At 54.9% G+C, this 25,635-nt stretch carries 22 protein-coding genes and 4 tRNA genes; 21 read left to right on the top strand and 5 right to left on the bottom strand.

Going from position 1 to position 25,635, the window contains the following annotated elements; genetic code table 11:
• The first annotated feature begins 39 nt into the window (after positions 1 to 39).
• Positions 40 to 489, top strand: a complete 450-nt coding sequence (locus AARI_RS10175; RefSeq protein WP_013349211.1) for a single-stranded DNA-binding protein — start codon at positions 40 to 42, stop codon at positions 487 to 489.
• Positions 490 to 602: 113 nt separating this feature from the next.
• Entirely contained in the window at positions 603 to 2,285 is a 1,683-nt protein-coding gene (gene ettA, locus AARI_RS10170; protein WP_013349210.1) for an energy-dependent translational throttle protein EttA, read from the top strand.
• A 68-nt stretch (positions 2,286 to 2,353) separates the two neighbouring features.
• Here the strand turns inward: ettA and AARI_RS10165 are convergent, their stop codons facing one another.
• Positions 2,354 to 2,860: a flavin reductase family protein gene (locus tag AARI_RS10165; protein WP_013349209.1), complete on the bottom strand. Its 507-nt coding sequence runs from the start codon at positions 2,858 to 2,860 to the stop codon at positions 2,354 to 2,356.
• A gap of 133 nt (positions 2,861 to 2,993) precedes the next feature.
• Between AARI_RS10165 and soxR the strand changes: the two genes are divergently transcribed.
• Together soxR and AARI_RS10155 are read left to right on the top strand one after the other, a co-directional pair.
• Positions 2,994 to 3,500: a redox-sensitive transcriptional activator SoxR gene (soxR, locus tag AARI_RS10160; RefSeq protein ID WP_013349208.1), complete on the top strand. Its 507-nt coding sequence runs from the start codon at positions 2,994 to 2,996 to the stop codon at positions 3,498 to 3,500.
• A 108-nt stretch (positions 3,501 to 3,608) separates the two neighbouring features.
• The gene (locus AARI_RS10155; RefSeq protein WP_013349207.1) at positions 3,609 to 5,348 is read left to right on the top strand and encodes an MOSC domain-containing protein; all 1,740 of its coding nucleotides are present in this window, start codon (positions 3,609 to 3,611) and stop codon (positions 5,346 to 5,348) included.
• A gap of 33 nt (positions 5,349 to 5,381) precedes the next feature.
• Here AARI_RS10155 and AARI_RS10150 read toward each other — a convergent pair whose 3' ends face one another.
• A complete protein-coding gene (locus AARI_RS10150; protein ID WP_013349206.1) occupies positions 5,382 to 6,275 on the bottom strand; it encodes an acyl-CoA thioesterase in 894 nt (297 codons plus the stop codon).
• A gap of 175 nt (positions 6,276 to 6,450) precedes the next feature.
• Here AARI_RS10150 and AARI_RS10145 point away from each other — a divergent pair, with 175 nt between their 5' ends.
• Complete coding sequence (locus AARI_RS10145) at positions 6,451 to 7,110, top strand: hypothetical protein (RefSeq protein WP_013349205.1); 660 nt, start codon at positions 6,451 to 6,453, stop codon at positions 7,108 to 7,110.
• A gap of 56 nt (positions 7,111 to 7,166) precedes the next feature.
• On the opposite strand, the gene AARI_RS10140 is transcribed toward AARI_RS10145, so the two are convergent.
• Positions 7,167 to 7,685 carry a globin gene (locus tag AARI_RS10140; RefSeq protein WP_013349204.1) on the bottom strand — a complete coding sequence of 173 codons (519 nt, stop codon included), beginning with the start codon at positions 7,683 to 7,685 and terminating at the stop codon, positions 7,167 to 7,169.
• 12 nt (positions 7,686 to 7,697) lie between these two features.
• A complete protein-coding gene (locus AARI_RS10135) occupies positions 7,698 to 8,174 on the bottom strand; it encodes an OsmC family protein (protein ID WP_013349203.1) in 477 nt (158 codons plus the stop codon).
• Between the two features lie 188 nt (positions 8,175 to 8,362).
• Between AARI_RS10135 and AARI_RS10130 the strand changes: the two genes are divergently transcribed.
• Complete coding sequence (locus AARI_RS10130; RefSeq protein ID WP_013349202.1) at positions 8,363 to 9,718, top strand: IS481-like element ISAar28 family transposase; 1,356 nt, start codon at positions 8,363 to 8,365, stop codon at positions 9,716 to 9,718.
• Positions 9,719 to 9,875: 157 nt separating this feature from the next.
• Here the strand turns inward: AARI_RS10130 and pepN are convergent, their stop codons facing one another.
• Positions 9,876 to 12,416 (bottom strand): aminopeptidase N, encoded by a 2,541-nt coding sequence (pepN, locus tag AARI_RS10125; RefSeq protein WP_013349201.1) that lies wholly within the window; start codon positions 12,414 to 12,416, stop codon positions 9,876 to 9,878.
• A 289-nt stretch (positions 12,417 to 12,705) separates the two neighbouring features.
• Here pepN and AARI_RS10120 point away from each other — a divergent pair, with 289 nt between their 5' ends.
• The 15 genes from AARI_RS10120 (at position 12,706) to AARI_RS19680 (ending at position 25,584) form a co-directional block, all read left to right on the top strand.
• Entirely contained in the window at positions 12,706 to 13,179 is a 474-nt protein-coding gene (locus tag AARI_RS10120; RefSeq protein WP_013349200.1) for a ribose-5-phosphate isomerase, read from the top strand.
• Between the two features lie 2 nt (positions 13,180 to 13,181).
• Positions 13,182 to 14,150 (top strand): Fpg/Nei family DNA glycosylase, encoded by a 969-nt coding sequence (locus AARI_RS10115; protein ID WP_013349199.1) that lies wholly within the window; start codon positions 13,182 to 13,184, stop codon positions 14,148 to 14,150.
• A 186-nt stretch (positions 14,151 to 14,336) separates the two neighbouring features.
• Positions 14,337 to 14,410: transfer RNA gene (locus AARI_RS10110), tRNA-Gly, on the top strand.
• 762 nt (positions 14,411 to 15,172) lie between these two features.
• Positions 15,173 to 15,247: transfer RNA gene (locus AARI_RS10105), tRNA-Pro, on the top strand.
• Positions 15,248 to 15,389: 142 nt separating this feature from the next.
• Positions 15,390 to 15,464, top strand: a tRNA-Pro gene (locus AARI_RS10100).
• A 156-nt stretch (positions 15,465 to 15,620) separates the two neighbouring features.
• Positions 15,621 to 15,695 (top strand) — tRNA-Pro (locus AARI_RS10095).
• Positions 15,696 to 15,782: 87 nt separating this feature from the next.
• Positions 15,783 to 17,114: a trigger factor gene (tig, locus tag AARI_RS10090; RefSeq protein WP_013349198.1), complete on the top strand. Its 1,332-nt coding sequence runs from the start codon at positions 15,783 to 15,785 to the stop codon at positions 17,112 to 17,114.
• Between the two features lie 223 nt (positions 17,115 to 17,337).
• Positions 17,338 to 17,958 (top strand): ATP-dependent Clp protease proteolytic subunit, encoded by a 621-nt coding sequence (locus AARI_RS10085; RefSeq protein ID WP_013349197.1) that lies wholly within the window; start codon positions 17,338 to 17,340, stop codon positions 17,956 to 17,958.
• Between the two features lie 47 nt (positions 17,959 to 18,005).
• The gene (locus tag AARI_RS10080; protein WP_013349196.1) at positions 18,006 to 18,665 is read left to right on the top strand and encodes an ATP-dependent Clp protease proteolytic subunit; all 660 of its coding nucleotides are present in this window, start codon (positions 18,006 to 18,008) and stop codon (positions 18,663 to 18,665) included.
• 167 nt (positions 18,666 to 18,832) lie between these two features.
• Entirely contained in the window at positions 18,833 to 20,125 is a 1,293-nt protein-coding gene (gene clpX, locus AARI_RS10075; RefSeq protein WP_013349195.1) for an ATP-dependent Clp protease ATP-binding subunit ClpX, read from the top strand.
• A gap of 45 nt (positions 20,126 to 20,170) precedes the next feature.
• Complete coding sequence (locus tag AARI_RS10070; RefSeq protein WP_013349194.1) at positions 20,171 to 20,779, top strand: DsbA family oxidoreductase; 609 nt, start codon at positions 20,171 to 20,173, stop codon at positions 20,777 to 20,779.
• Between the two features lie 542 nt (positions 20,780 to 21,321).
• Positions 21,322 to 22,629 (top strand): ISL3-like element ISAar19 family transposase, encoded by a 1,308-nt coding sequence (locus tag AARI_RS10065; protein WP_013347368.1) that lies wholly within the window; start codon positions 21,322 to 21,324, stop codon positions 22,627 to 22,629.
• A 428-nt stretch (positions 22,630 to 23,057) separates the two neighbouring features.
• A complete protein-coding gene (locus AARI_RS10060; protein WP_013349193.1) occupies positions 23,058 to 24,128 on the top strand; it encodes an IS1595-like element ISAar1 family transposase in 1,071 nt (356 codons plus the stop codon).
• A gap of 190 nt (positions 24,129 to 24,318) precedes the next feature.
• Entirely contained in the window at positions 24,319 to 25,326 is a 1,008-nt protein-coding gene (locus AARI_RS10055) for a trypsin-like serine peptidase (protein WP_013349192.1), read from the top strand.
• 69 nt (positions 25,327 to 25,395) lie between these two features.
• Positions 25,396 to 25,584, top strand: coding sequence for a hypothetical protein (locus tag AARI_RS19680; protein ID WP_013349191.1), 189 nt, complete (start codon positions 25,396 to 25,398; stop codon positions 25,582 to 25,584).
• Positions 25,585 to 25,635 lie beyond the last annotated feature (51 nt).

The raw sequence follows: 25,635 nt of genomic DNA, 5'->3' as shown, positions 1-25,635 counted from the left end.
GAAAGGTTTCTGTCATTTGGATCATAAGGAGATGGACCCATGAGCGATCTTGTGACAATTCGCGGCATTGTTGGCACGGAGCCGCAGCTCAGCATTACGCCTAAGGGTGTGGCTATATTGAAGTTCCGCGTTGCTACCCATGAACGGAAACGCGACCTCGAAACGGGTCAATGGGCTGACGGGCCAACCAACTGGTACGCGGTCTCGGCCTTTCGCGCACTGGGGGAGAACTCGATGGAGTCTCTGGCTCAGGGAGACCACGTAATGATTTTCGGCAAGTTGCAGATCCGGGAGTTTGAACGGGCCGATGGCTCTCGCGGAAATAGTGCAGATATCGAAGCATTTTCGATTGGACATGACATGCGGTTCGGAACGTCCTCGTTCAACCGGATACGCGTTGATGCCAGCGAATCTGACCACGTGCAGCAGCCGTCACGCTTATCCGGCACCGAAGCGAGCTGGCAAAGCGACGAAGGAGAAGCGGCCTAAATCGCGTGGTTTTGGTGGTGTTCGATGGATTCTTGTGAGTCCGGGCACCACCAACCCAAAATAGTGGTGTGTGGATTCGGAAATGACCACCGTAACCGACTAGCCTTAAGAGCATGGCGGAATTCATTTACACGATGACCAAGGCTCGCAAGGCCGTTGGTGACAAAGTCATCCTTGACAACGTCAGCATGTCGTTCTTCCCTGGTGCCAAAATTGGTGTCGTGGGTCCTAACGGTGCTGGTAAGTCAACGATCCTGAAGATCATGGCGGGGCTCGATACCCCGTCCAATGGTGAGGCACGTCTTTCACCAGGCTACTCGGTAGGCATCCTGCTGCAGGAACCACCACTGAATGAAGAAAAGACCGTTCTGGGCAACGTCCAGGAAGGTGTCGGCGAGATCTACGAAAAGATCACCCGCTTCAACGAAATCTCTGAAGAGATGGCACAGGAAGGCGCCGACTTCGACGCCCTTCTAGAAGAGATGGGCAAGCTGCAGGAAGCTATCGACGCTGCCGACGCGTGGGACATCGACAACCAGCTCGAACAGGCAATGGACGCTTTGCGTTGCCCACCGGGCGACGAGATGGTCACCCATCTCTCCGGTGGTGAACGTCGCCGTGTGGCACTGTGCAAGCTTCTCCTGCAGAAGCCAGACCTGTTGCTGCTCGATGAGCCTACTAACCACTTGGATGCTGAATCCGTACTGTGGCTGGAACAGCACCTGGCTTCTTACCCAGGCGCCGTATTGGCCGTAACCCACGACCGCTACTTCCTTGACCACGTCGCCGAATGGATCTGTGAAGTTGACCGCGGTCGCCTGCACCCATACGAGGGCAACTATTCCACTTACCTGGAGAAGAAGCGCGAACGTATGGAAGTACAGGGCAAGAAAGATCAGAAGCTTGCTAAACGCCTGGCAGAAGAACTCGAATGGGTTCGTTCGAATGCCAAGGGTCGTCAGACCAAGTCGAAGGCTCGTCTTGCGCGATACGAAGAAATGGCTGCGGAAGCTGAGCGCACCCGTAAACTCGACTTCGAAGAAATCCAGATTCCACCAGGCCCGCGTCTGGGCCAGCTGGTCATCGAAGCAGATAATTTGAAGAAGGGCTTCGGCGACCGTGTGTTGATCGATGGATTATCCTTCTCCTTGCCCCGTAACGGCATTGTTGGTGTGATCGGACCTAACGGTGTCGGTAAGTCAACCTTGTTCAAGACCATTGTTGGCCTTGAAGAACTTGATGGTGGCACCCTGAAGATCGGTGACACGGTCAAAATTTCCTACGTTGACCAGAACCGCGAAAACATCGATCCTGAAAAGTCGTTGTGGGAAGTCGTCTCTGACGGCCTCGATTACATCAACGTCGGCCAGGTTGAGATGCCTTCGCGTGCGTACGTCTCAGCTTTCGGTTTCAAGGGTCCAGACCAGCAGAAAAAGGCGGGTGTGCTTTCCGGTGGTGAGCGCAACCGCTTAAACCTTGCGCTGACCCTGAAGCAGGGTGGCAACCTGTTGCTGCTCGATGAGCCTACTAACGACTTGGACGTTGAGACTCTTTCTTCGCTGGAAAATGCATTGCTTGAGTTCCCAGGTTGCGCAGTCGTGGTCTCCCACGACCGTTGGTTCCTCGACCGAGTTGCGACTCACATCTTGTCTTACGAGGGCACTGAAGAGAACCCATCGAACTGGTACTGGTTCGAGGGTAACTTCGACTCTTACGAGAGCAACAAGGTTGAACGACTGGGCGCCGATGCTGCTAAGCCGCACCGCGTTACCCACCGTCGCCTGACCCGAGACTAAGCTAGGGTATAAAAAATGGCCGCCACATTTGTGGCGGCCATTTTTTATGCTCGGAAGTACTGCGCCATCTAGCGCATTGACGACTCTGCTCGCAAACCGGACAGATTCAGGTACTCGCGATCCTGATAGAGGAGGTGCTGCTTGTGCTCCTGACCGTGGAGCACTTCATGAACTTCGGCTGCAATCAATCTGGACCCACCAACGCTGATTGAAGAATGGATGCTTGCGCGAAAAGCTACTGGTGAATCTATAAAGTATGGTTCGCCGGTCGGCAAGACACGGAAATTCTGATCACTGCTGAAGCGTGGGGCACCGGGACGAGCGAAATTGTTTGCCAGAATTTGCTGGTCTTCGCCAAGCATGTGGATCACGAAACTCTGTGCGGCAAGTACAGCACCGGCGGCGCCTGATTCCTTAGCCAGCGAGAAGGACACTGCTACTGGACCGATGGATAGCGAAGCGAGTGAGGAAATCGTTAAACCGTAGAATTCCCCATCGACTGCGGCGGTGATCAACGCTACGCCAGCTGGATGATGGCGGAAGGCTGTACGGAAGTCAACTGATAATTCGCTCACTGAGTAGCTCCTCTGTCTGAAGTTGGGCTGCAAACTTCAGTAACTGATGCAAGAACCCTAGCTCTTGCCAACAACTTTGATTACTTCCACCCTAGAACCTCAAGTAAACTTGAGGTCAAGAAAGGGGGTAGTGATGCTTCGCACAACAGGACTTCGCGATGGTGGACAGGAATATCCTGGTCAAGAACTTCTAAGCATTGGCCAGGTTAGTGAACGCACGGGTGTGGCCAGATCCGCGCTTCATTACTACGAAGAAATCGGACTAATAGCTTCAACGCGGACGGCAGGAAACCAGAGACGATATGCGCGCCACTTACTCCGTCGCATCTCCTTGATCGCTGTCGGCAGTAAATTAGGTATCCCGCTCAGTGACATCAAGCGTGCATTGGCCCCGGTCCCAATGGAAAAAGTGCCGACTGAAACAGACTGGCTGCGCGCAACAGAGGGATGGAAAAATGTCCTCGAAGCCCGGCGTCGTGCCATCGAGGAACTAGAAGATCGGCTTATGGGGTGCATCGGTTGTGGATGCTTGTCGATGCAGGCCTGCAGTCTTCTGAATCCAGAAGACCAATTGGCACGTGAGGGGGCTGGGGCCCGGCGATTGGAAACACCAGGAGCAGACGAGGAGGAAGCCAAATAGACGGTGCGAGCCGTATGCTCTCACCAGGGTATTCCGGCGAATCTTGATGGCCCTTCCGACGCTGTCTTGGGCTTTTATTGTGCGCGGGACAATAGCTAGACTGCAATCATGAAGATTGCTCAAATGTTTCGTTTCCCCATCAAAGGGCTACCGGGAGAAGTCGTTACTTCGGTGGACATCAGCAAGGGAAAGGGGCTTGAAGGCGACCGTCGTGTGGCTTTCGGCAACGGAACTACTGAGCTTGGCAATGGTGAATGGGAGAGTTGCCTCAACTTCACGATCCTTAAAAACAACAAGAGCCTTCAGAAATGGGAAGTTCATTCCAAACCTCCGCTAATCACCATGACTGCTCCGGCCACTAATTGTGCGCAACCTTTGACCTTTGACGTCGGCAATCAGCGTGATCTGGACGAGGCTGGCGCCTACCTATCCAGATTCTTGCCGCCACAGGGGCCGAATCCTCGAAAATTAGTTTCTGCGCCGCAGGGAATGTTTGACTCCCGTCTGTCCGGAGTTTCGATCATCAACCCCAATACAGTTGCAGAACTTTCGCGTGTTTCGGGGGCTGATATGGATCCCCGGCGGTTCCGAGGCAACCTTCTAGTCGAGGGTCTGCCAGCATTCGCAGAATATGGGCTGATCGGAAAGGTCCTTCGCATAGGAAAAGCCCGAATTGCGATCACAAAGTCGATTGCACGTTGCTCGGCAACATCGGTAAATCCGCACACCACTGAAGTAGACACCAACGGACCCCGACTGTTGGCGACACACTTTGGCCACATCCACTGCGGCATTTACGGAACCGTCCTGGAGTCAGGCAAATTGGAGACTGGCGCGTCAATTGAAATAGTCGGCGAAGCCACCGATGCCGAAGACCTTGTTCCGGTGAAACTTTCGCCACGATTCATGACCGTAGTGCGGAAAGAAAACTATGACACGGGCGTAGCGGAACTTTTGCTGCAGGATCCTTTCAAATGGATGCAAAAGGAGTATGAACCGGGCATGCACTTGAGGATTCATTTGCCAGACCCACTGTGGCGGAACTATACGATTACGTCGGTTGACGACCAGGGCGCTAGGATCGCGGTTCGTATTCAGGGTGATGCCTCCCAGAAGATTTCCCAGCTGAATGAAGGGGACCAGGTCCTAGCTTCAGGGCCTTACGGGGTGCTTACCTCGGCCAAGGTGCTTGGTTCCCGTACTGCCATAGTCAGCGCTGGAATTGGCATCACCACGACATTGGGCGTGCTGGGTGATGCAACAGCTGCAAGATCGAGCCAGCGGCTACGTATCATCCACGTAGAGCGTGGACGTGCCAGCACGCTGTACTCCCGGCTGGAGCAAGTGGTCGATAAATTATCGACAGCGTCCATCAGCATGAAACGGGTTGATACCACTTCGGTGCGTCCAGATGCTGTCGAGATAGCCAGAGAGCTTGGGGACAGTCAAAGCGTGGTGGTGTGCGGTCCGGTCGAATTCACCAAAATGGTGTTTGAGGCGTGCGAACGAGCAGGAATTCCCACTTCGATGATTCACAGTGAAATTTTTGCTTCTCCCACCACGAGCCTAGAGCGACTATTTGAAAATTATCCGCCAGCTGAAGTTTCCTGCAGAGACAGCAACAAGAAATTTACGTGGAGTGCCAACGCAGGAGTGCTTCTGGGTGCACTAGAAGAGCACGGGCTAGAACCAGCTAGCCTTTGCCGGGCGGGGTCCTGTGGCGAATGCGCGGTGAAATTACTGGCAGGAAAAGTTTCCTATCCTTTGGAGCCAAGCGCCCGCATGGAACCCGGAGATGTCCTGACCTGCATGGCGGTACCTGCAGGCGATGTCGAACTGGGCATGTAAACCATACGGACGCTTGCGCTTCAATAAGCAGCCTTAGGATACTTCGCTGAACTCAGGAAGTCGGATCATGCCTTCTTGGGCAACCGTAGCGACGAGCTCTCCTGCCTGGTTGTAGAACTTGCCAGTACCCAAACCGCGTGCTGAAGAAGCCGAGGGAGAATGCAGCACATAAAGTAGCCATTCGTCGACTCGGAAATCTCGATGCCACCACATCGCGTGATCAAGGCTGGCAATGCTCAGCCCTCGATGGATCCATGGCACACCGTGAGCTCGCAGGACAGGCTCCAGCAGCAAGTAATCGCTGGCATAGGCCAGGGCTGCACGATGCAATGCAGGGTCGTCTGGCATTGAGGAAGTCGTGCGCAGCCAGACTGCGCTATCGGCGGCATTGGGCGAATCGCTTGGAAGATAAATCGGCTCAGAGATGTGCCGAACATCGAAGGGGCGTTCAAAAGCCCATTCCTTGGCTACTGGATGGTCGAAATGCCCCACCAGATCGGCAGTAGTTGGAAGAGATTCCGGTGCAGGGACATCGATCGGCATAGGATCGTGATGTTCAAGGCCAGCTGCCGGTTCCTGGAATGAGGTGATCATTGACAAGATTGGCTCGCCGTTTTGGTAGGCATGGACCCGGCGGGCCGAGAATGAGCGGCCATCGCGTAATCGTTGAACGCCGAAGGTAATGTTCTGCGAAGGGTCTCCCGGGCGCAGGAAATATCCGTGCAAGGAATGAATCGCGCGCGACGGCTCAACCGTACGTGTAGCGGCCATGATCGACTGGGCCAGAACTTGCCCGCCGAAAACGCGAGGCCGAGTTTGGGCAGGGGTATGACCGATGAAGATATCCTCATCCGTGCGGGCCTGGTCTTCTCCATCCAGATTCAACAGGTCCAGCAGGATCTGCGTTGTGCCTAAGTCTTCGGTCACGGTAGGAGCTCCTTGGAATGCATTAGTGAAATCAGGATCAGAATCAATGTTACTAGAGGGTAATAAGAACTAGTTTTGATTCCGACTCATAGGAAAACTATACGATTATTAAGTCGACATCACGCCATGAGCAAACTCGCCACGCGTCGTGCTCGCGACATGAGACGATTAATGCATGGCTAGTGATGCAGTAATTTTTGACGACAATAATTCAGTAAGCGATTTAGCGAACTTTATTAGCCGCGCGAAAACAATTGAAGATGACGCGGCCCTTTTCGTCGCACGAAATACGGCCTTGGCAGTATACGTACCCGTGTTGGTCCCTGCCGATCTGGGACAAGGTGGATACACCATCCTTGGGATGCGAGTGCATCGCTTGGCTAAGCCTGCAGAAATTAATGCGAGCTATTCGCTGGCATCCATCCAAGATCGACTTGCGCGCCTGGGGGAGTCCTCGGTCGACTTTGCCCTCCCGCCGGTTGAAGAGAATCCTAAATGGGCCGGCATCTCCGTCCCGCTTTCGGGCTGGGAAGATGCGGGAACGGTAGAGAGTGATCTCTTATCATCCGCTGCGCAACGCGGAATCGATGCCGTTGCGCAAGCCTTGCCAGAAAACCCCGGCTTGCCGGTGCTTGTACAGGTACGCCAACAAATCTGGGCAGCCGATGTGCCAGATCTGGAAATTGAAGTCCCTATGGGCGCTGCGTTTGCGATGCATGCCTTGGGTTTCTTGATGACTGGCGGCCAATGTCGAGTGCTTCGCAATGGAAGCTGGACTCGACTGAGCAACGAACGAGGACATGTCCTGGTTCGCAAGGCTTCCTTGCTTGGCTAAAGCGCAATAGAAAAATGGACTAGAACCCATGTGTCGGGGTTCTAGTCCATCACTATTTAAAGTAGATTCTGATGTCCATCAGGAGTGTTCTGCAGCGAGTGGGCTGCGCGTTCAAAATAGTCGCGCAGGGTTTCAGCCTGCAGCATCGGCAACTCCAGCTGCTCGATGGCCTTATTCATGTGGCCCAGCCAAACATCTCTGTAGTGGCTGTTTACCGGGTAGTTGGCATGGCGCATGCGCAGGCGCGGGTGGCCTCGGTGCTCGGAGAACGTCGTTGGTCCGCCCCAGTACTGTTCTAGGAACAGTTGGAGACGAACTTGTGCAGCATGAAGTTCCTGCTCTGGATACATGCGGCGGAAGTCTTCATCTTCAGCCACCGAAGCATAGAAGTTCTTGGTGAGCTGAGCGAAGATCTTACGTCCTCCCACCTCAGCGTAGAAGGTGCCTGGGTAGTCTGCAGCATCTATTGGTGCCTCAGCGGCATCTAAGAACTCTTGGCTAGAGCGCCCTAAAACCAAAGGGTTGCTGAAAGGGTCCTTCTTCGGGTCGTGCGCAGTTGGCTGGCTTTCAGTCATTCGTGAAGTTCCTCAAGAGACGGTAGGAGTTACCGGCTCATGGAGAACCGGAAAATTGACGGAGCGGGCGATGAAACAAACCCTGTTGGCCTGCGCATGCAGAGAATCTGCCAGCTCACGTTGGGATTCATCAGCTAGATAGATCGTGGGTCGCAATATGACCTGGGTGAACTCGCCGCTGTTATCGCGGTTCAAACGCAGGGTTCCCATGGCTTCATCTGTGTAACCGGTGATATTCACGCCGTGGGTAACTGCCACATGCAAGTAAGAGAGCATGTGGCACTGGCTCAACGCTGCTAAGAGCAGCTGCTCCGGATTCCACCGGTCGCGGTCCCCATGGAAGGTTGGATCCGCGGTGCCCGGTAAGTCTGGCAACCCCGATGCTCGCAATACATGGTCCCTGCCGTAGCTGCGGTAGCTTTCGGTTCCAGTCCCACGATTGCCGGTCCATTCGAGGTCCACCCGATATTCATGTTGCGAGAGGTCCATGGGTCTATTGTCCCACTTTTAAACAGAAGCTGTTTTCTCTCAGGACATCGGTAACAGTTCTGCCTCAGGACATCGGTAACACTTCAACATTTAAAGTGGTGACACTTCTCCCCGGGATTTAACGCCCCGAAGGACACAGCCCGCCTACCGGCCTCTCGGCCAGCACGCGGGCTGATGAACTGGAAAGTGTGAAAAATGATCCAGTCAACTCGACAATACGCTTAGCCATCGCCCGATGGCCACAAGACGCTCCCAGAGGCGCGGTCACCGCCTTCTGCACGGAACACGAAATTAGCCGCAAGACTTTCTACCAAATCCGCAAACGAGCCCAAACCGAAGGCCAAGCAGCAGCCCTGGAACCCCGCTCCCGACGGCCGAAAAAAGCGCCTACCGCAACAAGCGAAGCCGTCAAGGACCAAGCGGTCGCAATGCGCAAGGCATTGCAAGCCTCGGGCTGGGATCACGGACCGATCAGCGTGCACGATCACATGAAGAAGCTGGGCATGCCCACGGTATCGATCTCGGCACTGGCCCGGATCTTCTCCGAACGAGGCCTGGTTACCCCAGCCCCGCAGAAGCGTCCGCGTTCCTCCTACCGGTCCTTCCGCTATCCGATGCCCAATTCCTGCTGGCAGCTGGACGCCACCGAATACGTGCTGGAAGGAGGACGCAAATGCGTGATCTTCCAGCTGATCGATGACCATTCCCGGCTGGCGGTCGCTTCATTGGCCGCCAAGACCGAGAACGGCCAAGATGCAGTGAAGGTCTTCCGCAAAGGCATCGAATCGTGCGGCGTGCCGCAAAGACTGCTCACCGATAATGGTGATGCGCTGAACCCCATCCGCCGTGGCGTGCTGAGCGAGCTGGTCGCTTACGCCAACGGTCTGGGCATCGCGACGATCACTGGCAAACCCCACAAGCCCACCACCCAGGGCAAGAACGAACGGCTTCATTCAACCTTGTTCAAATGGCTGAAAAAGCAGCCGTTCGCCACCGATCTAGCACAGTTGCAGGCGCAGCTGGATGTCTTCGACCATGCCTATAACACCCAACGCGGGCACCAGTCCCTGGAAGATCGGATGACTCCGCAAGAAGCGTGGGATGCAACGCCCGCAGCTGAGCCGCTGGAGCTTGGGCAATGGAAGGAACTGAGCACGAAACCAGGACCGAGCCAGGCTCAAGTAGCTCTTGGCGTCCAAGCCGGAAGTGAGCGCGTGGCCCGGCAGCTGGCTGCTGCACGAACCCCTCCAGAGCCGGCTAAGCTCAGCGCCACGCTGCGTTCTGAACTCATGGGCGAGAGCGGAAGCCACGTGCTGCGAGCCAATAAGAACCGCTGCCTGCGGGTTGCCGGGGTTGAAATTTATCTGGGCAAGCTACTGCGCTCCACAGTGGTAAATGTGGTTTGGGACCCGACAGACTTGATGGTGCTGAGCATGGAGGGTGAACTGGTCGCGAAATTCGATTACCCGTTCCCGCAGGGCGTGAAGTATTTGAGTTTGAAGCATGCCACGGAGAAGTTCCAAAACATGCCTGACCCGGTCTGATCTGTTACCGATGTCCTGAGACACCGAGTGTTACCGATGTCCTGGGACAGAAGTGTCACCGGTGTCTTGAGACATCACACTTTTAAACAGAAGCTGGTGGTGTCTTCCGCATTGAGCGGAAGGCACCACCAACTGCATGAGCAGATATTGCTAGCGCTTAGGCATCAGCCTGGCGCGCGGCCAAAGCTCGGACCACGTCTGCACGTGATTCGACTAGCAGACGGCGCATTGCTGCGTGCTTGGAACCCAAGGATTCCAAGAAAGCGTCGGTCTGCTCCAGAGTTATCTGCGAGACGTTGGAGCTCGGGTAGAAGCCCAAGACGATCTGCTTGGCCATTTCATGGGAGAACGACTCCCAGGCGTTGATCAGCAGGCCGAAGTACTTCTCGGTGTAACCGGAGATCAGCTCGTTATGGTGCACGTTATTGAAACCCGAGATGACAGCGCTCTGCTGGTCATTGGACAAGGTAGCCGAGGTAGCTGCGGCAAACGCTTCTTCCTTAGCCTCTGCCGTTGGGCGCGATGCACGCGCGGTGTACCAGGAGGCCTTGCCGTTGGCCGTGTCATCGTTGGCCAGCACCGAGTCGAGCGTGGCTTCGCTCATTCGGCCACCTGCGCTCAACGCAATCGTGAAGGACCAGCGCAAATCGGTGTCTACGGTGAGGCCATCCAGGGCCACCGAGCCATCAAACAGGCTCTGGACCTGGTCCAGCTGCTCGGCAGTGCGCGAGCGGTGCGCGAATGCCTTGACGAATTGCAACTGTGCATCCGAGCCGGCCTCAGCTTCGACAGCCAACTTCCACAGGCTGGCAGCGGCCTGCACCGAAAGCTCTTCACTGTGCTCTGCTGCAACATATAGATCCAGCGAGGTGTTCAGCTGACGCAACAGCACCATGATTACGGTGGAGTCCACTTCGTGCCCAATATTGTTCAGGAGCAACTGGACATAGGTGCTCGCTGGCGCTTCTGCGTCACGAACCGAATCCCATGCAGCTGACCAAACCAGCGTGCGTGGCAGCGAATCTTCGAAGTCTTTCAGATGCTCAGTGGCAGTAGCCAGGGAAACTTCATCCAAACGGATCTTCGCGTAGGTCAGGTCGTCATCGTTGAGCAAAACTAGATCCGGGCGCGCCTGGCCGGTCAGTGCGGGGACCTCGGTGAGTTCACCATCGATATCTAGTTCTTCGCGGTGCACACGCTTCAGGACGCCGGCATCATCGAGCGAGTAGAAGCCAACGGCCAGGCGGTGCTGACGCAACGTAGGGTATTCGGAGATAGCCGACTGGCGAATCGCGAACGAAGTGATGACACCGTCATCATCGGTGGCCATCTCCGCCTTGAGCGTATTTACCCCAGCGGTTTCCAACCATGCAGCGCCCCAGCCACTCAAATCGCGGCCGCTGGCTGCTTCCAATTCCCTGAGGAGATCTGGCAGCTCCGTGTTCGACCAGGCATGCTTGGCGAAGTATTCACGTACTCCCGCCATGAATTCTTCCTGGCCGACGAAAGCTACCAGCTGGCGCAGCACGCTGGCGCCCTTGGCGTAGGTGATGCCATCGAAGTTGACTTCAACATCTTCAAGATCGTTGATTTCAGCGACAATTGGGTGGGTGGATGGCAGCTGGTCCTGGCGGTAGGCCCAGTTCTTCTCCAATGTGTTGAAGGTTGTCCATGCGCTGGTGAACTCGGTGTTCTGTGCTGCAGCTAGCGTGGACATGAATTCAGCGAAGGATTCATTGAGCCACAGATCATTCCACCACTTCATGGTGACGAGGTCGCCGAACCACATGTGTGCCAACTCGTGCAAAATGGTGATTGCCCGGCGTTCGACCATGGCACCGGTGGGACGAGAGCGGAAGACGTATTCTTCCAGGAAAGTCACCGCTCCAGCATTCTCCATGGCGCCGGCGTTGAACTCAGGTACGAACAGCTGGTCGTACTTCTCGAACGGGTAGGGCGCTCCGAAGTTCTTTTCGTAGAACTCGAAACCCTGACGAGTGATCGTCACGATGTTCTCGACATCCAGGTACTGCATCATCGACGCGCGGGCGAAGACCCCAAGCTCAACGGTGCGTCCGCTGGAGGAGACCAGCGAATCGCGAGCTACCTGATAAGGGCCGGCTATTAAGGCCGTGATGTAGCAGGAAATTCGCTGCGTGGCAGCGAAGTCCCAAGTTGCAGAATCGCCGTTTTCGATTGGCTCAGGAGTTGGTGCATTCGATACGACATTCCAGTATCTCGGTGCCGTAACCGAGAACTGGAAGGTGGCCTTCAAATCCGGCTGTTCGAAGACAGCAAACATGCGACGGCAGTCAGCGACTTCGAACTGCGAGTACAAGTAGACTTCCTGATCCACTGGGTCCACGAAACGGTGCAAGCCTTCACCGGTGTTCATGTACAGCGCATCTGCATCAATCACCAAGACGTTCTGCGCGCCAAGGTTCGGCAGCTGGATGCGGATGCCATCGGAATGCTCGGCCGGATCCAGCTCTACGCCGTTGAGATTGATGGAACGCACCGAATCGGTGACGGCATCGATGAAAGTCGATGCGCCAGCAGTCGCGGTGAACCGAACGGTCGTTTTGGAAGTGAAGATGCGCTCACCGCGAGTAAGATCCAGGCTTACCTCATAGCTGTCAACGTTGAGCAGGTTCGCGCGCTCGCTGGCCTCGGCACGAGTGAGGTTCATTCCTGGCATGGGGTCTCCAATTCTTGATGATGGGCATCCATCAGCGGAAGTTGTGAAATGAATATTGAATATCTATCTATTGTGTCACCTGTGACCGGGCATCGCGCAAGTCATTTGGCCGAGCAATTTACCCAATTTTCCAATAGGAGCCGTGAAATCCGTGTTTCGAGAGGGCTATGAGACTTTTTTAGTTAATACTCCAGAGCGTGCCACTGGTGGGTAGCCAGAGTACGTCTTGCGGTCGCTATCCTAGATAGGACAGTAAATGTACCCTCCCAAGTAAATGAGGCAATCGACCATGCGCGTGCATATCGCTACTGACCATGCAGGACTAGAGCTCAGTGACCACCTGGTCAAGCACCTGACCGCCAAGGGCTACGAAATGGTTAACCATGGCCCGAAGTCTTACGACCCAGAGGATGACTACCCGGCGTTCTGCATCAACGCAGCCAAAGCTGTTGTAGAAGACCAGCGCGCAGGCGTGGACGCATTGGGGATCGTGCTGGGCGGCTCTGGCAACGGTGAGCAGATTGCTGCTAACAAGGTCGAAGGTATCCGTGCCGCACTGGCATGGAACTTGGACACTGCCAAGTTGGCTCGCGAACACAACAACGCGAACGTGATTGCTGTTGGCGGGCGCCAGCACACCGTAGAAGAGGCTGCAGAGCTGATCGAAGCTTTCCTCGCCGAACCATTCAGCGAAGCAGAACGCCACGTACGCCGTATCGGCAAGATCGCAACTTACGAGACGACTGGCGAGGTTATCGACTAGCCGTGCCAGAAGGACATTCCCTTCACCGACTTGCCCGTCAATTTGACGATGTCTTTGGCGGGCAAGTGGTTGCCGTTACTTCTCCGCAGGGCCGGTTCGCTTCGGACGCCGAGCGGATCGATGGGCACCACCTTGAGCATGCCTTCGCTAAGGGGAAGCAGCTCTTCTGCCGCTTTTCCAATGATTTGTACCTGCGGGTGCATCTGGGGCTTTACGGCGCCTTCAGCTTTGGGGGAGACCACTACTTTACGGGTGCATCATCCATTGGTGCTCCTCGGAAAATTGGAGAACGGGAATCAGGCCCCAGCCCAGAGTCAGAGCAATACACTGGCCCGCCTGAGCCGGTAGGTGCCGTTCGTGCCCGAATTGTCTCTGAGCATGGATGGGCAGACTTACGTGGCCCAACCGCTTGCGAGGTATTGGACCACGACCAGGTCCAAATCCAGCTAGGCAAACTTGGTCCAGATCCGTTGATTGGATCCGCACTGCGCATTAGGGCGGCCAAGGGCCAAGTAGACCCGTCGCTGGCAGCAACAGAACTTGAAGCTGGATTCAACGAATTTCGGGCAAACTTGCTGAAGACCAAGACAGCTATTGGAATTGTGCTCATGAATCAGGCGTTGATCTCCGGTGTCGGCAATATCTACCGAGCTGAAGCTCTGTTCCGCAACCGAATCTCTCCTCAGCTGCCGGCCAACGGGCTCAGCACTCAAAAGGCCAAAAAACTCTGGTGGGATATCGTCTCGGTCATGGAAGACGGTGTTCGCGATGGCAAGATCATTACAACATTGCCTGAAGACCGGGATCCATTGGGTGTGGTTTGGCCGGATAACGCATACTACGTTTATCAAAGGCAGGGGATGGGCTGCCGTAAATGCTCAGCACAGATCTCGCTAGCCGAAGTGGCAGCTCGCAAACTCTACTGGTGTCCGCGTTGCCAGAAGCTTCCGCGCAAGAAGTCTGCTGTGTGAGTTGCGAACACGTCGGTGAGACTAACGGAATCCTTTTCCTTCAGACTCACCGGCGTGTTTTGCCAACCAGTGGCAGGTCACGGTGATAAGGAAGAGGAGCCAAGTGAGACGCGGAATCCTCGATTTGCAATGCATGACTTTCATGGTCTAGACTGAATCTTGTTCGAAGCGCAGTTGCTTCGAAATGGGGATGTAGCTTAGTGGTAAAGCCTTAGTCTTCCAAACTAATGATGCGGGTTCGATTCCCGTCATCCCCTCCAAATAAATGACCTCACTTCGGTGGGGTCATTTTGCTTTTGCAACCAAAATCCGATCTGAATGGGTTTGGTTCGAAAAACGCCTGACCCGTCGCAATGCCTCATGGCCAGCGAATTTCCACACGCCTCTCGAAGCCCGAATAGTCCCCTAAAGGGACCGGTGGCTAATAACGAAGGCTCGCACGCCTTCTTCCTGACCACTTGATGAGCAAACCGGCCCAAGTGCCTTGCCTCGTACCAAGGGTTTGCTTTTCTGGGATTACTTCATGAATCCAAAGCCACGGCCAAGACAGCAATCACCAGGCGGGTCTCAGGCCTACGGGAATAACAGTTTGCGGTAACAGGGGTTTGGGTTCCTTCGAATCGAGCCGCAACCCGCGTACCTTTCGAAGCTTCGCTAGAAACAACTGACCCCGGGCCGCTCACTGAAACGCATGGAACCTGTCTTGCTGCTTGCGGCGGATGCTGAAGACGCCGGCAACCCAAGAGGCCTGATCTGACTCGCGATCCCAACGAAGCAGGATGGAAAATCTACCTGTAATTCAACTCACGAAAATTCGATCTTTGCCCAGATTCAGGCAGGTGAAACCTGAAAAACCGCGAGATCATGCGGATGTCTTTCTGTGACACGCGAATCCCTCGATTTTGCTTTTGGTTCGAACCCGTGTAACTTAGTTTCTTGTGATCAGCACGGGAAACAAAACATTCCCGGACCGATTGCAGAACGGTTAGTCCAGATGAAACAAGCTTTCTTCTGAATTTCACCGGGGTGTAGCTCAGCTTGGCTAGAGCGCGCGCTTTGGGAGCGTGAGGTCGCAGGTTCGAATCCTGTCACCCCGACTTTATGGTTGAAGCAATTCAGCCGTAGAATTGAGAACCAAGAAATTGATTCTCGTGAGTAGTGAAGATTGAAAAATCTTAAGTATTCAAAAAACACGGTTAGTGGCAGCCAGTTATTTCATGACGTGGTTGCCCTGCTAATCGGGGTGTAGCTCAGCTTGGCTAGAGCGCGCGCTTTGGGAGCGTGAAGTCGCAGGTTCGAATCCTGTCACCCCGACTTTACCGGCGAAAATCCTCGGATTTAGCCAGTGAAAATTGAGAGCTAAATATAATTTAGATCTTGTGATCACTAAGAACTGTAAAAAGTAACTAGTAAGCATCACAATCGATTAGTGGATACAGGATGACTCGGGTTAGACTGTTCACTGCTAATCGGGGTGTAGCTCAGCTTGGCTAGAGCGCGCGCTTTGGGAGCGTGAGGTCGCAGGTTCGAATCCTGTCACCCCGACTCTGTCGAACAACCCCGCAACGCCACCATGTTGCGGGGTTTTTTGCAGATTAGACCTAATATTAGACAACTCAGGAGTACAACGCTGTGAAGAGCGCCGTCGAAAACGTCAACCCGACCCGGGTTAAGCTGACCGTTGAAGTTCCTTACGAGGAACTGAAGCCCCGCGTCGATGAGGCGTACAAGACCATCGCTCAGCAGATCCAGATCCCAGGCTTCCGCAAGGGCAAAGTTCCTGCAAAGATGATCGACCAGCGCTTCGGTCGCGGCCATGTCATCGAGACTGCCGTCAACGAAGGTCTGAACGAGTACTACCAGAAGGCAATGGTTGAGAACGAACTCACCCCACTGTCGCGCCCAGAGGTAGACATCACCGAATTGCCATCCCTCGAAAAGGAAGGCGAAGGCCAGCTGGTCTTCACCCTCGAGGTTGATGTACGTCCGAAGGTTGAACTGCCGGACTACAAGGGCATCGAGGTTTCTGTTGAAGCCAAGGAAGTTGCTGACGAAGACATCGAGAAGGCTCTTGATGACCTGCGCGGTCGCTTCGGCACCCTGAAGGAAGTTGAAGCTCCAGCAGCTGCAGACTCCTTCGTGACCATCGACCTGACCGCTTCCGTAGAAGGCGAAGAAGTCGACTCGGCACAGGGCCTGTCCTACCAGATCGGTTCGGGCAACATGCTTGAGGGCATGGACGAGGCTGTTACCGGCCTGTCCGCTGGCGAAGACGCAACCTTCGAGACCACCTTGGCTGGCGGCGAGCACGCCGGCAAGACCGCGACCGTCAAGGTTGTTGTCAACGCTGTGAAGCAGCGCGAACTGCCAGAAGCTAACGATGACTTCGCTCAGCTGGCATCGGAATTCGACACCATCGCCGAACTGCGCAAGAACCTGTCGAAGGACGCTGCAGAGGGCAAGGTTGTTGAGCAGGGCGTAGAGGCTCGCGAGCTGGTCCTGGACAAGCTGGTTGAGCTGGTTGAGGTTCCTGTTCCTGCTTCGGTAATCGACGAGCAGATCGAACAGCACTTCAACGCACCAGACGCTGAAGCTGACCACGACACCGAAGAGCACCGTGCAGAAGTTCGCGAGAACACCGAGCGTGCCTTCAAGAACGAAATTATCCTCGACGCTGTTGCAGACGCTGAGGAAGTTGGCGTTGAGCAGTCCGAGCTGATCGACTACATCGTTCAGACTGCAGGCCAGTACGGCATGGAGCCAAACCAGTTCGCACAGATGCTGGACGGCGCAGGCCAGGTCCCAATGATGATGGGCGAAGTTCGCCGCCGCAAGGCACTGGCAAAGGTTCTGGAGTTCGCTAAGGTTACCGATTCCAACGGTTCCGTAGTTGACCTGACTTCCTTCGTCAAGCCAGCCGGTGAAGAAGAAGCTGCTGAGGTTGAGGCCGAAGAAGCTAAGTAGTCTTCACTAAACTCTGATGGCCATCGGCCGCTTGTGTAAAACAAGCTGCCGATGGCTATTTTTGTTCGCTCCGGGCGTGCATCATGCGCCGTGAGCGAAACAGGGGCATGAAACGTCCCATGAATGACTTGAAGTAAGTAATCTCAAAGTAACCAGTTGCAGCTATGGGATTAGAAATAGAGATTCCAGAAACTGATCTACACGTTTGGAAGAGGTAGAGAACATGTCCAATGATTCGCGCACTCCCACGATGGCAGCCTCAGAGCCGGCCGGCCGTGATGATTACATCTACAACCGCCTGCTCAAGGAGCGCATCATCTGGCTGGGCTCTGATGTCCGCGATGACAACGCGAATGCCATCTGCTCGCAGTTGCTGCTGCTCTCGGCAGAGGATCCTGAAAAGGACATCTACCTGTACATCAACTCGCCAGGTGGTTCGATCACTGCAGGCATGGCCATCTATGACACCATGAACTTCATCCCGAACGATGTCGTGACCGTAGCAACCGGTCTGGCAGCTTCGATGGGCCAGTTCCTGCTGTCCTCGGGTACTCCAGGCAAGCGCTTCGCTACGCCGAATGCCCGTATCCTGATGCACCAGCCTTCCGGTGGCATCGGCGGTACTGCCTCGGATATCAAGATCCAGGCTGAACTGATCATGCACATGAAGAAGGTCATGAGTGAGTTGACTGCAGAACAGACCGGTCAGACCGTCGAGCAGATCCTCATCGACAACCAGCGTGATAAGTGGTTCACCGCTCAAGACGCCCTGGAATACGGCTTCTTCGATCAGATCGCAACCCACGCAGGTTCGGTCACCGGTGTTGTAGGCGACGACAAGTAGTCGCACCGCACCGCTTGTTACCCAAAGATTTGTCCTAGGAGAAAACCATGAACTTCAATCCGGAAGCCGTTAGCGGCCAGATGCCGTCGGCTCGCTACATCCTGCCACAGTTCGAAGAGCGCACACCATACGGTTTCAAGCGCCAGGACCCTTACGCAAAGCTGTTCGAGGATCGCATTATCTTCCTCGGCGCTCAGGTTGATGACGCATCGGCTGATGACGTAATGGCCCAGCTGCTGGTCTTGGAATCGATGGATCCAGAGCGCGATGTCACCTTGTACATCAACTCGCCGGGTGGTTCCTTCACCGCGATGACTGCAATCTACGACACGATTCAGTTCATCCGTCCAGAGGTCCAGACCGTTTGCCTCGGCCAGGCCGCCTCGGCTGCAGCAGTATTGCTCGCAGCCGGTACCCCTGGCAAGCGCTTGGCTCTGCCGAACGCGCGTGTACTGATCCACCAGCCAGCGATGGGTGGAGGCGAACGCGGTACCGCGACTGACCTGCAGATCCAGGCTGAAGAAGTTATGCGCATGCGTAGTTGGTTGGAAGAAACCATTGCGTCCCACTCCGGCCAGGACGTTGAGAAGGTTCGTGACGACGTTGAGCGTGACTTGTTCATGACTGCTAGCGAAGCCAAGGTGTACGGCATCGTTGACGAGGTATTGACTCCTCGCAAGCTGAACCGAGCTCAGCTGGGAAGCTAGCGCATACTTGGAATAATCCATGATGAATGGCGGTTTGCCTAAGTGACGCTCTGTCGATAGACAAAGGGCGCAACACAGGTAAACCGCCATATTCATCTAATTTGGGGGACTACTAGCCTAGAATTGAGTAAGTCCACAGCTACTCAAGTAAACGGGAGAATGGTGCGATGGGACGCATGGGTGAAGGCTCGGATCTGTTGAAATGCTCTTTCTGCGGGAAGAGCCAAAAGCAGGTTAAGAAGCTAATTGCAGGCCATGGTGTCTACATTTGTACTGAATGCATCGAACTTTGCAATGAAATCATTGCCGAAGAGTTTGCTGAAGAGCAGGTTCATGAAGAGTTCTCCCTGGCCAAGCCACGAGAAATCTTTGATTCGCTGCAGGAATACGTCATCGGTCAGGAGAACGCCAAGCGTGCGCTCTCTGTCGCTGTCTATAACCATTACAAGCGTATCCACGGGAACCAGGACCATGGTCCTGTTGCCGCACTGACTAACGAAGATCCACTAGATGATGTGGAAGTCTCGAAGTCCAACATCATGCTCATCGGGCCTACCGGTTGCGGTAAGACATACCTGGCGCAGTCGCTGGCGAAGAAGCTGAACGTTCCGTTCGCAGTCGCCGATGCTACGAGCCTGACAGAAGCTGGGTACGTGGGTGAGGACGTTGAAAATATCCTCCTCAAGCTGCTCCAGGCTGCTGACTATGATGTCAAGAAGGCCGAAACTGGCATTATTTACATTGACGAGATCGACAAGATTTCGCGCAAGAGCGAGAACCCTTCGATCACCCGAGACGTTTCCGGTGAAGGCGTTCAGCAGGCTCTGCTGAAGATTCTCGAAGGTACCGTCGCCGCAGTACCACCTCAGGGTGGACGCAAGCATCCTCATCAGGATTTCATTCAGCTCGACACCACTAACATCCTGTTCATTGTTGCTGGCGCCTTTGCTGGGTTGGAAGAAATCATCTCTTCCCGAGCAGGACAAAAAGGCATCGGCTTCGGCGCTCCTCTGACCGCACTGAAGTCTGCGACCGCTTCCTATTCGGATGTGCGTCCTGAAGACTTGCTTAAGTTCGGCCTAATCCCAGAATTTATTGGTCGCTTGCCGGTTATCACCACGGTAGAGCACTTGGACAAGGATGCGTTGGTTCGCGTTCTGACCGAACCAAAGAATGCTCTGCTCAAGCAGTACCAGAAGATGTTCCAGATGGATGGCGTGGCATTGAGCTTCGACCAATCTGCGCTGGAAGCAATTGCAGAACTTGCCATTGCACGTGAGACCGGTGCCCGTGGTCTGCGCTCGATTCTCGAAGAAACGCTAGGCGGAGTCATGTTCGACTTGCCAAGTCGTGACGATGTTGCTGAGGTAGTCATTACCCGAGCAACCGTGATCGATCGTGAGGTACCAACCCTGCTCTCGCACGCGATGGTGGCTAAACGCGACAAGAAGTCCGCATAGCACCCCCAAGACATTAATAACTGTTCGAAAGAAAGCTGGTATTTCATGGCTGAGCGTCAGCACGTCGACTTTTGGTTTGATCCGATCTGCCCATTCGCCTGGGCGACGAGCCGTTGGATCAAGGAAGTAGAAAAGGTTCGCGACATTGACGTGACCTGGAATGTCATGAGCTTGTCGATGCTCAACGAGGGTAGGGATTTGCCGGAGGACTACCGTGCCTCGATGGATTCTTCTTGGGGTCCGGTTCGCGTGATCATCAAGGCCGCCCAAGAGCATGGTGATGAAGTCAAGGACAGTCTTTACACCGCTATGGGTGAACTCTTCCACTACGAGAAGATTGAAGACCGCGACGAAGTTGTCGCTAAGGCCTTGGAAAAGGTAGGCCTGCCGGCTGAACTTGCTGAAGCCGCCCATACCGATGCCAACGATGAAGCTCTGCGTGCTAGCCACGAAGTGGGGATCAACAAGGTTGGACAGGATGTCGGTACGCCGATCGTTGCTGTCGACGGGGTTGCTTTCTTCGGTCCGGTCATCACTCGCGTTCCAACTGGCGAAGACGCTGGAAAGATGTTTGACGCTGCAGCTCAGCTCGCCTCTTTCCCATACTTCTTCGAGATGAAGCGCACTCGCTCCGAGAGCCCTGTTTTCGACTAAGCGGAATTTCAAACTTTCAAGGACGTCAGCTCAATATGAGGTGGCGTCCTTGTACTTTAAGCAGCCGACCGCAGTTTACCGGGGGAGCAGCTTCTAGGTTTCCGCTTAGTCCTTTTTCGATCGGCTATGCCAGCGTATTATGCGTCTACTGTTTCTGGACGCCACTTCGACTGACCGACGAACATACTTTGCAAACTGGCGCAGTCATGGTGTTCGCACGTTGTTGTACTTAAAGCTTCGGGATTGCCTTGTCTGTATTGAGACTCCCGGCCAGACGCTCAGACAGCTCTAACAGCCTCGGCACAGTTGTCGAATACTCCACGGGTTCAATCGAATCCTCATAATCTTGTCGGACATCAGTTCTTAGCCAGGCAAAAAAACAGTGGAGCACAATGTCTCTGGAAAGCGGCTCTTCAGGAATAAGAGTGTAACCACCTGAAACCAACACCCCGATTCCCGGGCATGTCGCCGAGCACGAAAAAGTCGAGGTCTTCCAGAAGAATGGAAGTTACCACACTAGCCATTTTCGAAAGACCTCGACGTTGCTCAATCCTACCTTCACCGCACCAGACCTCACCACTTTCACCAATCTTGACGGCTTGGGACTGACCGCAATCGGGCAACACCTGAGCGCAGCGAAAGCCGAAATCCTCTGCCACGTCACCAACCCGATCCCTTGGTGCCAAACCTGCGGAGCAGCAGGCATTCCACGCGATACCGTCACCCGCCGCCTCGCCCACGAACCATTGGGCTGGCGTCCCACTGTCCTAGTCATCAAACACCGCCGCTACCGTTGCGCCAATTGCCAACGAGTCTGGCGTGAAGAGCTGTCCCAAGCAGTAGCGCCACGCCAGAAAATCAGCAGGACCGGGCTACGCTGGGCGCTGGTTGGACTGGTCTGCCACCACTTGTCAGTCTCCCGAATTGCCGAAGGCCTCGGCGTCACCTGGAATACCGCCAATGAGGCTGTGCTGGCTGAAGGTCAACGCTTACTGATTGATGATCCAACCCGCTTCGACGGGGTCAAAGTGCTGGGAGTCGATGAACATGTTTGGCGGCATACCCGAACCGGCGACAAATACGTCACCGTGATTGTGGACCTCACCGCGGTGCGTGACGGCACCGGTACCGCACGACTGATCGACATGGTCCCTGGAAGATCCAAAGCTGTATTCAAAACCTGGCTGGCTGATCAAGAAGAACAATGGAAACAGGGCATTGAAGTCGTCGCAATGGACGGTTTCACCGGCTTCAAAACAGCTGCCGTCGAGGAGCTACCCCACGCGGTGGAGGTGTTGGATCCATTCCATGTAGTCAAACTAGGTTCCGAGGCGCTGGACCAGACCCGGCAACGGATTCAACGTGAGCAACATGGGCGTCGAGGACGCAAGGATGACCCGCTTTACAAGTGCAGGCGAACGCTGACCACGGGACTATCCTTGGCTACGGAAAAGCAGAAGACCAAGCTTGAAGACCTGTTCAAGGAGCCGGAGTATGAGCCGGTTCAATTGGTCTGGAGCGTGTATCAGAAGATGGTGGATGCCTACCGGCAACCGAAGCCCGAGGTCGGACGGTGGGCCTTGGAGCAACTGATCAACGAAGTTGGCACGAAGGTACCGAAAGGGTTGCCGGAGCTGAAAAAGCTCGGCGGCACCCTGCGCAGGAGGAAGACGGACATTCTCGCGTACTTTGATCATATTGGTAGTTCGAATGGTCCTACCGAGGCTTTGAATGGCAGGTTGGAGCATCTGCGAGGTATCGCGTTGGGGTTCAAGAATCTGGCGCACTATATCGCCCGGTCGTTGTTGGAGACCGGTGGGTTTAGACGGCGTTTACACCCTCAATCCTGAAGAGCCTGGAAAGCTCTCCCAAAGCTCGGTGGTGAATAAGCTCGATTTTAAAGCCTAATTCCCACCGATTTTCTCCTTGTTCTGTGCATCCTCTGCCACCGAAAAAGTGTGTGTTACCGAAGGTTCTGTTTCATAATTTTGCCGTAGCGGATCCCACCGCTCAATCCGGTTCTTCAAGAGTACCTAGTGAGCACAATCACAAGAGATTCCGGGGTCGAATTAAATTCACCAAGAGCTATGCGTGATTTCCAGGTGGGGTCAACCATGGAGTCGAACTCGATGAAGTATCTGAAACAGAGTCGTTTTATTTCAGAAAAAGGGGTATCCATTTAGTGGCCGATATCAGGAGTACGATCAGAAGCTAAGAAACTCCCGCGCTGCGTCAACAGTCGGGAGCATGGACTACACACCGTGGAGGGGTGTTCGTCATGACTCAGCCTACCCCTGAATCGACAGGAAACCGACCGCTGGCCGGGCGGGACTACCCGGCAGATCTTGCCCAGCTGCTTGCTTGGTTTTCCGACGATGAATCCTGCGTGGACTACTTGCAGTGGCTACGCTGGCCGGAGGGGATCTGTTGCCCTCGATGCCTTAGCGCGTTCGTGAACAACGAGCCTGATAATCGCTTTCGCTGTAAGAAGTGCTGGTACCGCTTCTCTGCTACCGCTGGCACCATCTTCGACAAGACCCGCACGCCGCTGACTGTGTGGTTCCAAACCGCGTGGTTGATGACCGCAGGAAAGAGCGGAGTCTGCGCGGCGCATCTGCACCGTGTGCTGCCAATATCTTCGTATCAGACTGCCTGGAGCATGCTGGGCAAGTTGCGTAGTGTCATGAGCACGCAAGACAGCTCGTTGCTCTCTGGGCGGGTCGAAGTCGATGAAAGTTTCTTCGGTGGCCATCGCCCTGGTCGCACAGGACGTGGTGCGGCAGGAAAGACTCTGGTGGCGGGCGCGATTGAAATTGCAGATGATGGGTGGGGGCGAGCGCGGTTGGCGATCATCCCTGATGCTTCGGCTGCATCGTTGCGTGAGTTCATCGCCGCGAATATTGCTCCTGGCTCCACGATTGTTTCTGACGGGTGGAGGGGATATGGAAACGCGGTGGAAGGGTATGCGCATGAACCGGTGAGTGTCTGGAAATCAGGGCTTGAAGCGCATGCTTCGCTGCCGGCAGTGCACCGATTGTTTGCGTTGGTGAAAAGGATGATCGAAGGGACTTACCAGGGCTCGGGCAGCGTGGGGCACTTGCAGGAGTATCTGGATGAGTTCGTTTTTCGGTTCAACCGTAGGCACAGTACCCATCGGGGACTTGTGTTCATGCGCTTGCTCGAGCGCGCAGTGAAGCGAGGTCCAGTGACCTATCGGAACCTGGTGCGCAAGCCGGAGCCGAAGGCGGTTCATCCTCGCGGTGTTTCCGGACCGCAGGCCCTGCCCGGGTCGATGGAGCGGGAGTCCTCGGAGCGGCCGTGGCGATCACCTCGGGCAACGCTAGAATAGCGTTTTTCCTTCGGCCACTAAATGGATACCCCTTTTCAGAAAATACAGAACGTTGGTAGTGGTGGTTGGCATTTACGGAGGGAAATATTCCTATGGAAAATGCTTGAAGTGTGTGTTTGACTATTTTCCACGAGTGCAACAACACCCCCATCGATAGTGGCAAAGAAGCCACTGGACAAGGAGTTAAATCGTGCAAATTCGTTCTCTAATTACGGATTCGTCCAAAGGCAAGGGACGTCGCAAGCTGGCAAGCGCAGCGGTTCTTGCCGGCGCACTGATGCTCAGCGTGGCACCAATGGCCTCGGCAGCGCCGACGACCAGTGGTGGCGACATCGAGTCAATCACCATCTCGGAACAGAAAGCTGAATCAGCAGTCGAATACTGGACTCCGGAACGGATGAAGGCCGCAAAGAACGCAGATTCACTCGTGGCTGGAAAGTCAGGCTCTGCCGCCAAGGTAGAAGCTGGAAAGCCAGCAAAGGTTGCCGGGCACAAGGCAGACGCTGCCGCAGCCAAGAAAGCTCAGACGAAGGGCGGCAAGACCCGCGCAACCCAGGAATCTCCGGTTTCTCATATTGGAAAGGTCTTCTTCACCCTCGGTGGCTCTGACTACGTTTGCTCCGGCAACTCAGTGGTCTCAGCAAATGAATCAACGGTCTCGACCGCAGGACACTGCTTGAATGAAGGTCCAGGATCATTCGCTACCCGTTGGGTATTCGCCCCAGCCTATGAGAACGGCAACGCTCCATACGGTACCTTCGCAGCCACCGAGCTGGTAGCACCCACCGAGTGGTCAAACGGCGGTGACATCACTTACGACACCGGATTCGCAGTCGTTGGCACCAGCGGCGGTTCGACTCTGAGTGACGCTGTCGGCGCTTCGGGTGTTGCCTTTAACCAGGCACGCGGCCAGTACTACACCGCATATGGCTATCCAGCAGCTTCCCCGTTCAATGGACAGACGCTGCAGTCATGCAAGGGCTATGCCAGCGATGATCCATTCGGCCAGACCCAGTCCCAGGGCATTCCATGCAACATGACCGGCGGTTCCTCGGGCGGCCCATGGTTCTTGGGCAGCGGCTCGGATGGATACCAGAACTCCGTCAATAGCTTCGGCTACAGCTCAGTTCGCGATACCATGTTCGGTCCATACTGGGGCTCAGTGATCCAGCAGGCATACCAGACCGCACAGAACTAGGCGTTGAAATGTTAACGGTTGGACATCGATGGGGATTTAGCCGTTGACATTGAACGAAGGGAATAGAAGATGACCGATGGACACTCGCCAGCTGATGGGGCGAAAGGCCCAGCCCAGAAGCATCATCTTGAGCTCAGCGCGGAACACCAACTGAAGTATTTCACCGAACAGCGTCGACGCGCAGCTGTTCCCATGCAAAAGAATATTGATTTTCCTCCGCAGACCTATCATTCCGAAACGGGGGAGAAGCAAGAGTAGAGACGACAAAACCGGTTGTCATCCAGGTTATGGATGGCAACCGGTTTTGGG

This window comes from Glutamicibacter arilaitensis Re117, from assembly GCF_000197735.1.
Taxonomy (GTDB): domain Bacteria; phylum Actinomycetota; class Actinomycetes; order Actinomycetales; family Micrococcaceae; genus Glutamicibacter; species Glutamicibacter arilaitensis.
This window is presented reverse-complemented; position numbering and strand designations above follow the sequence as displayed.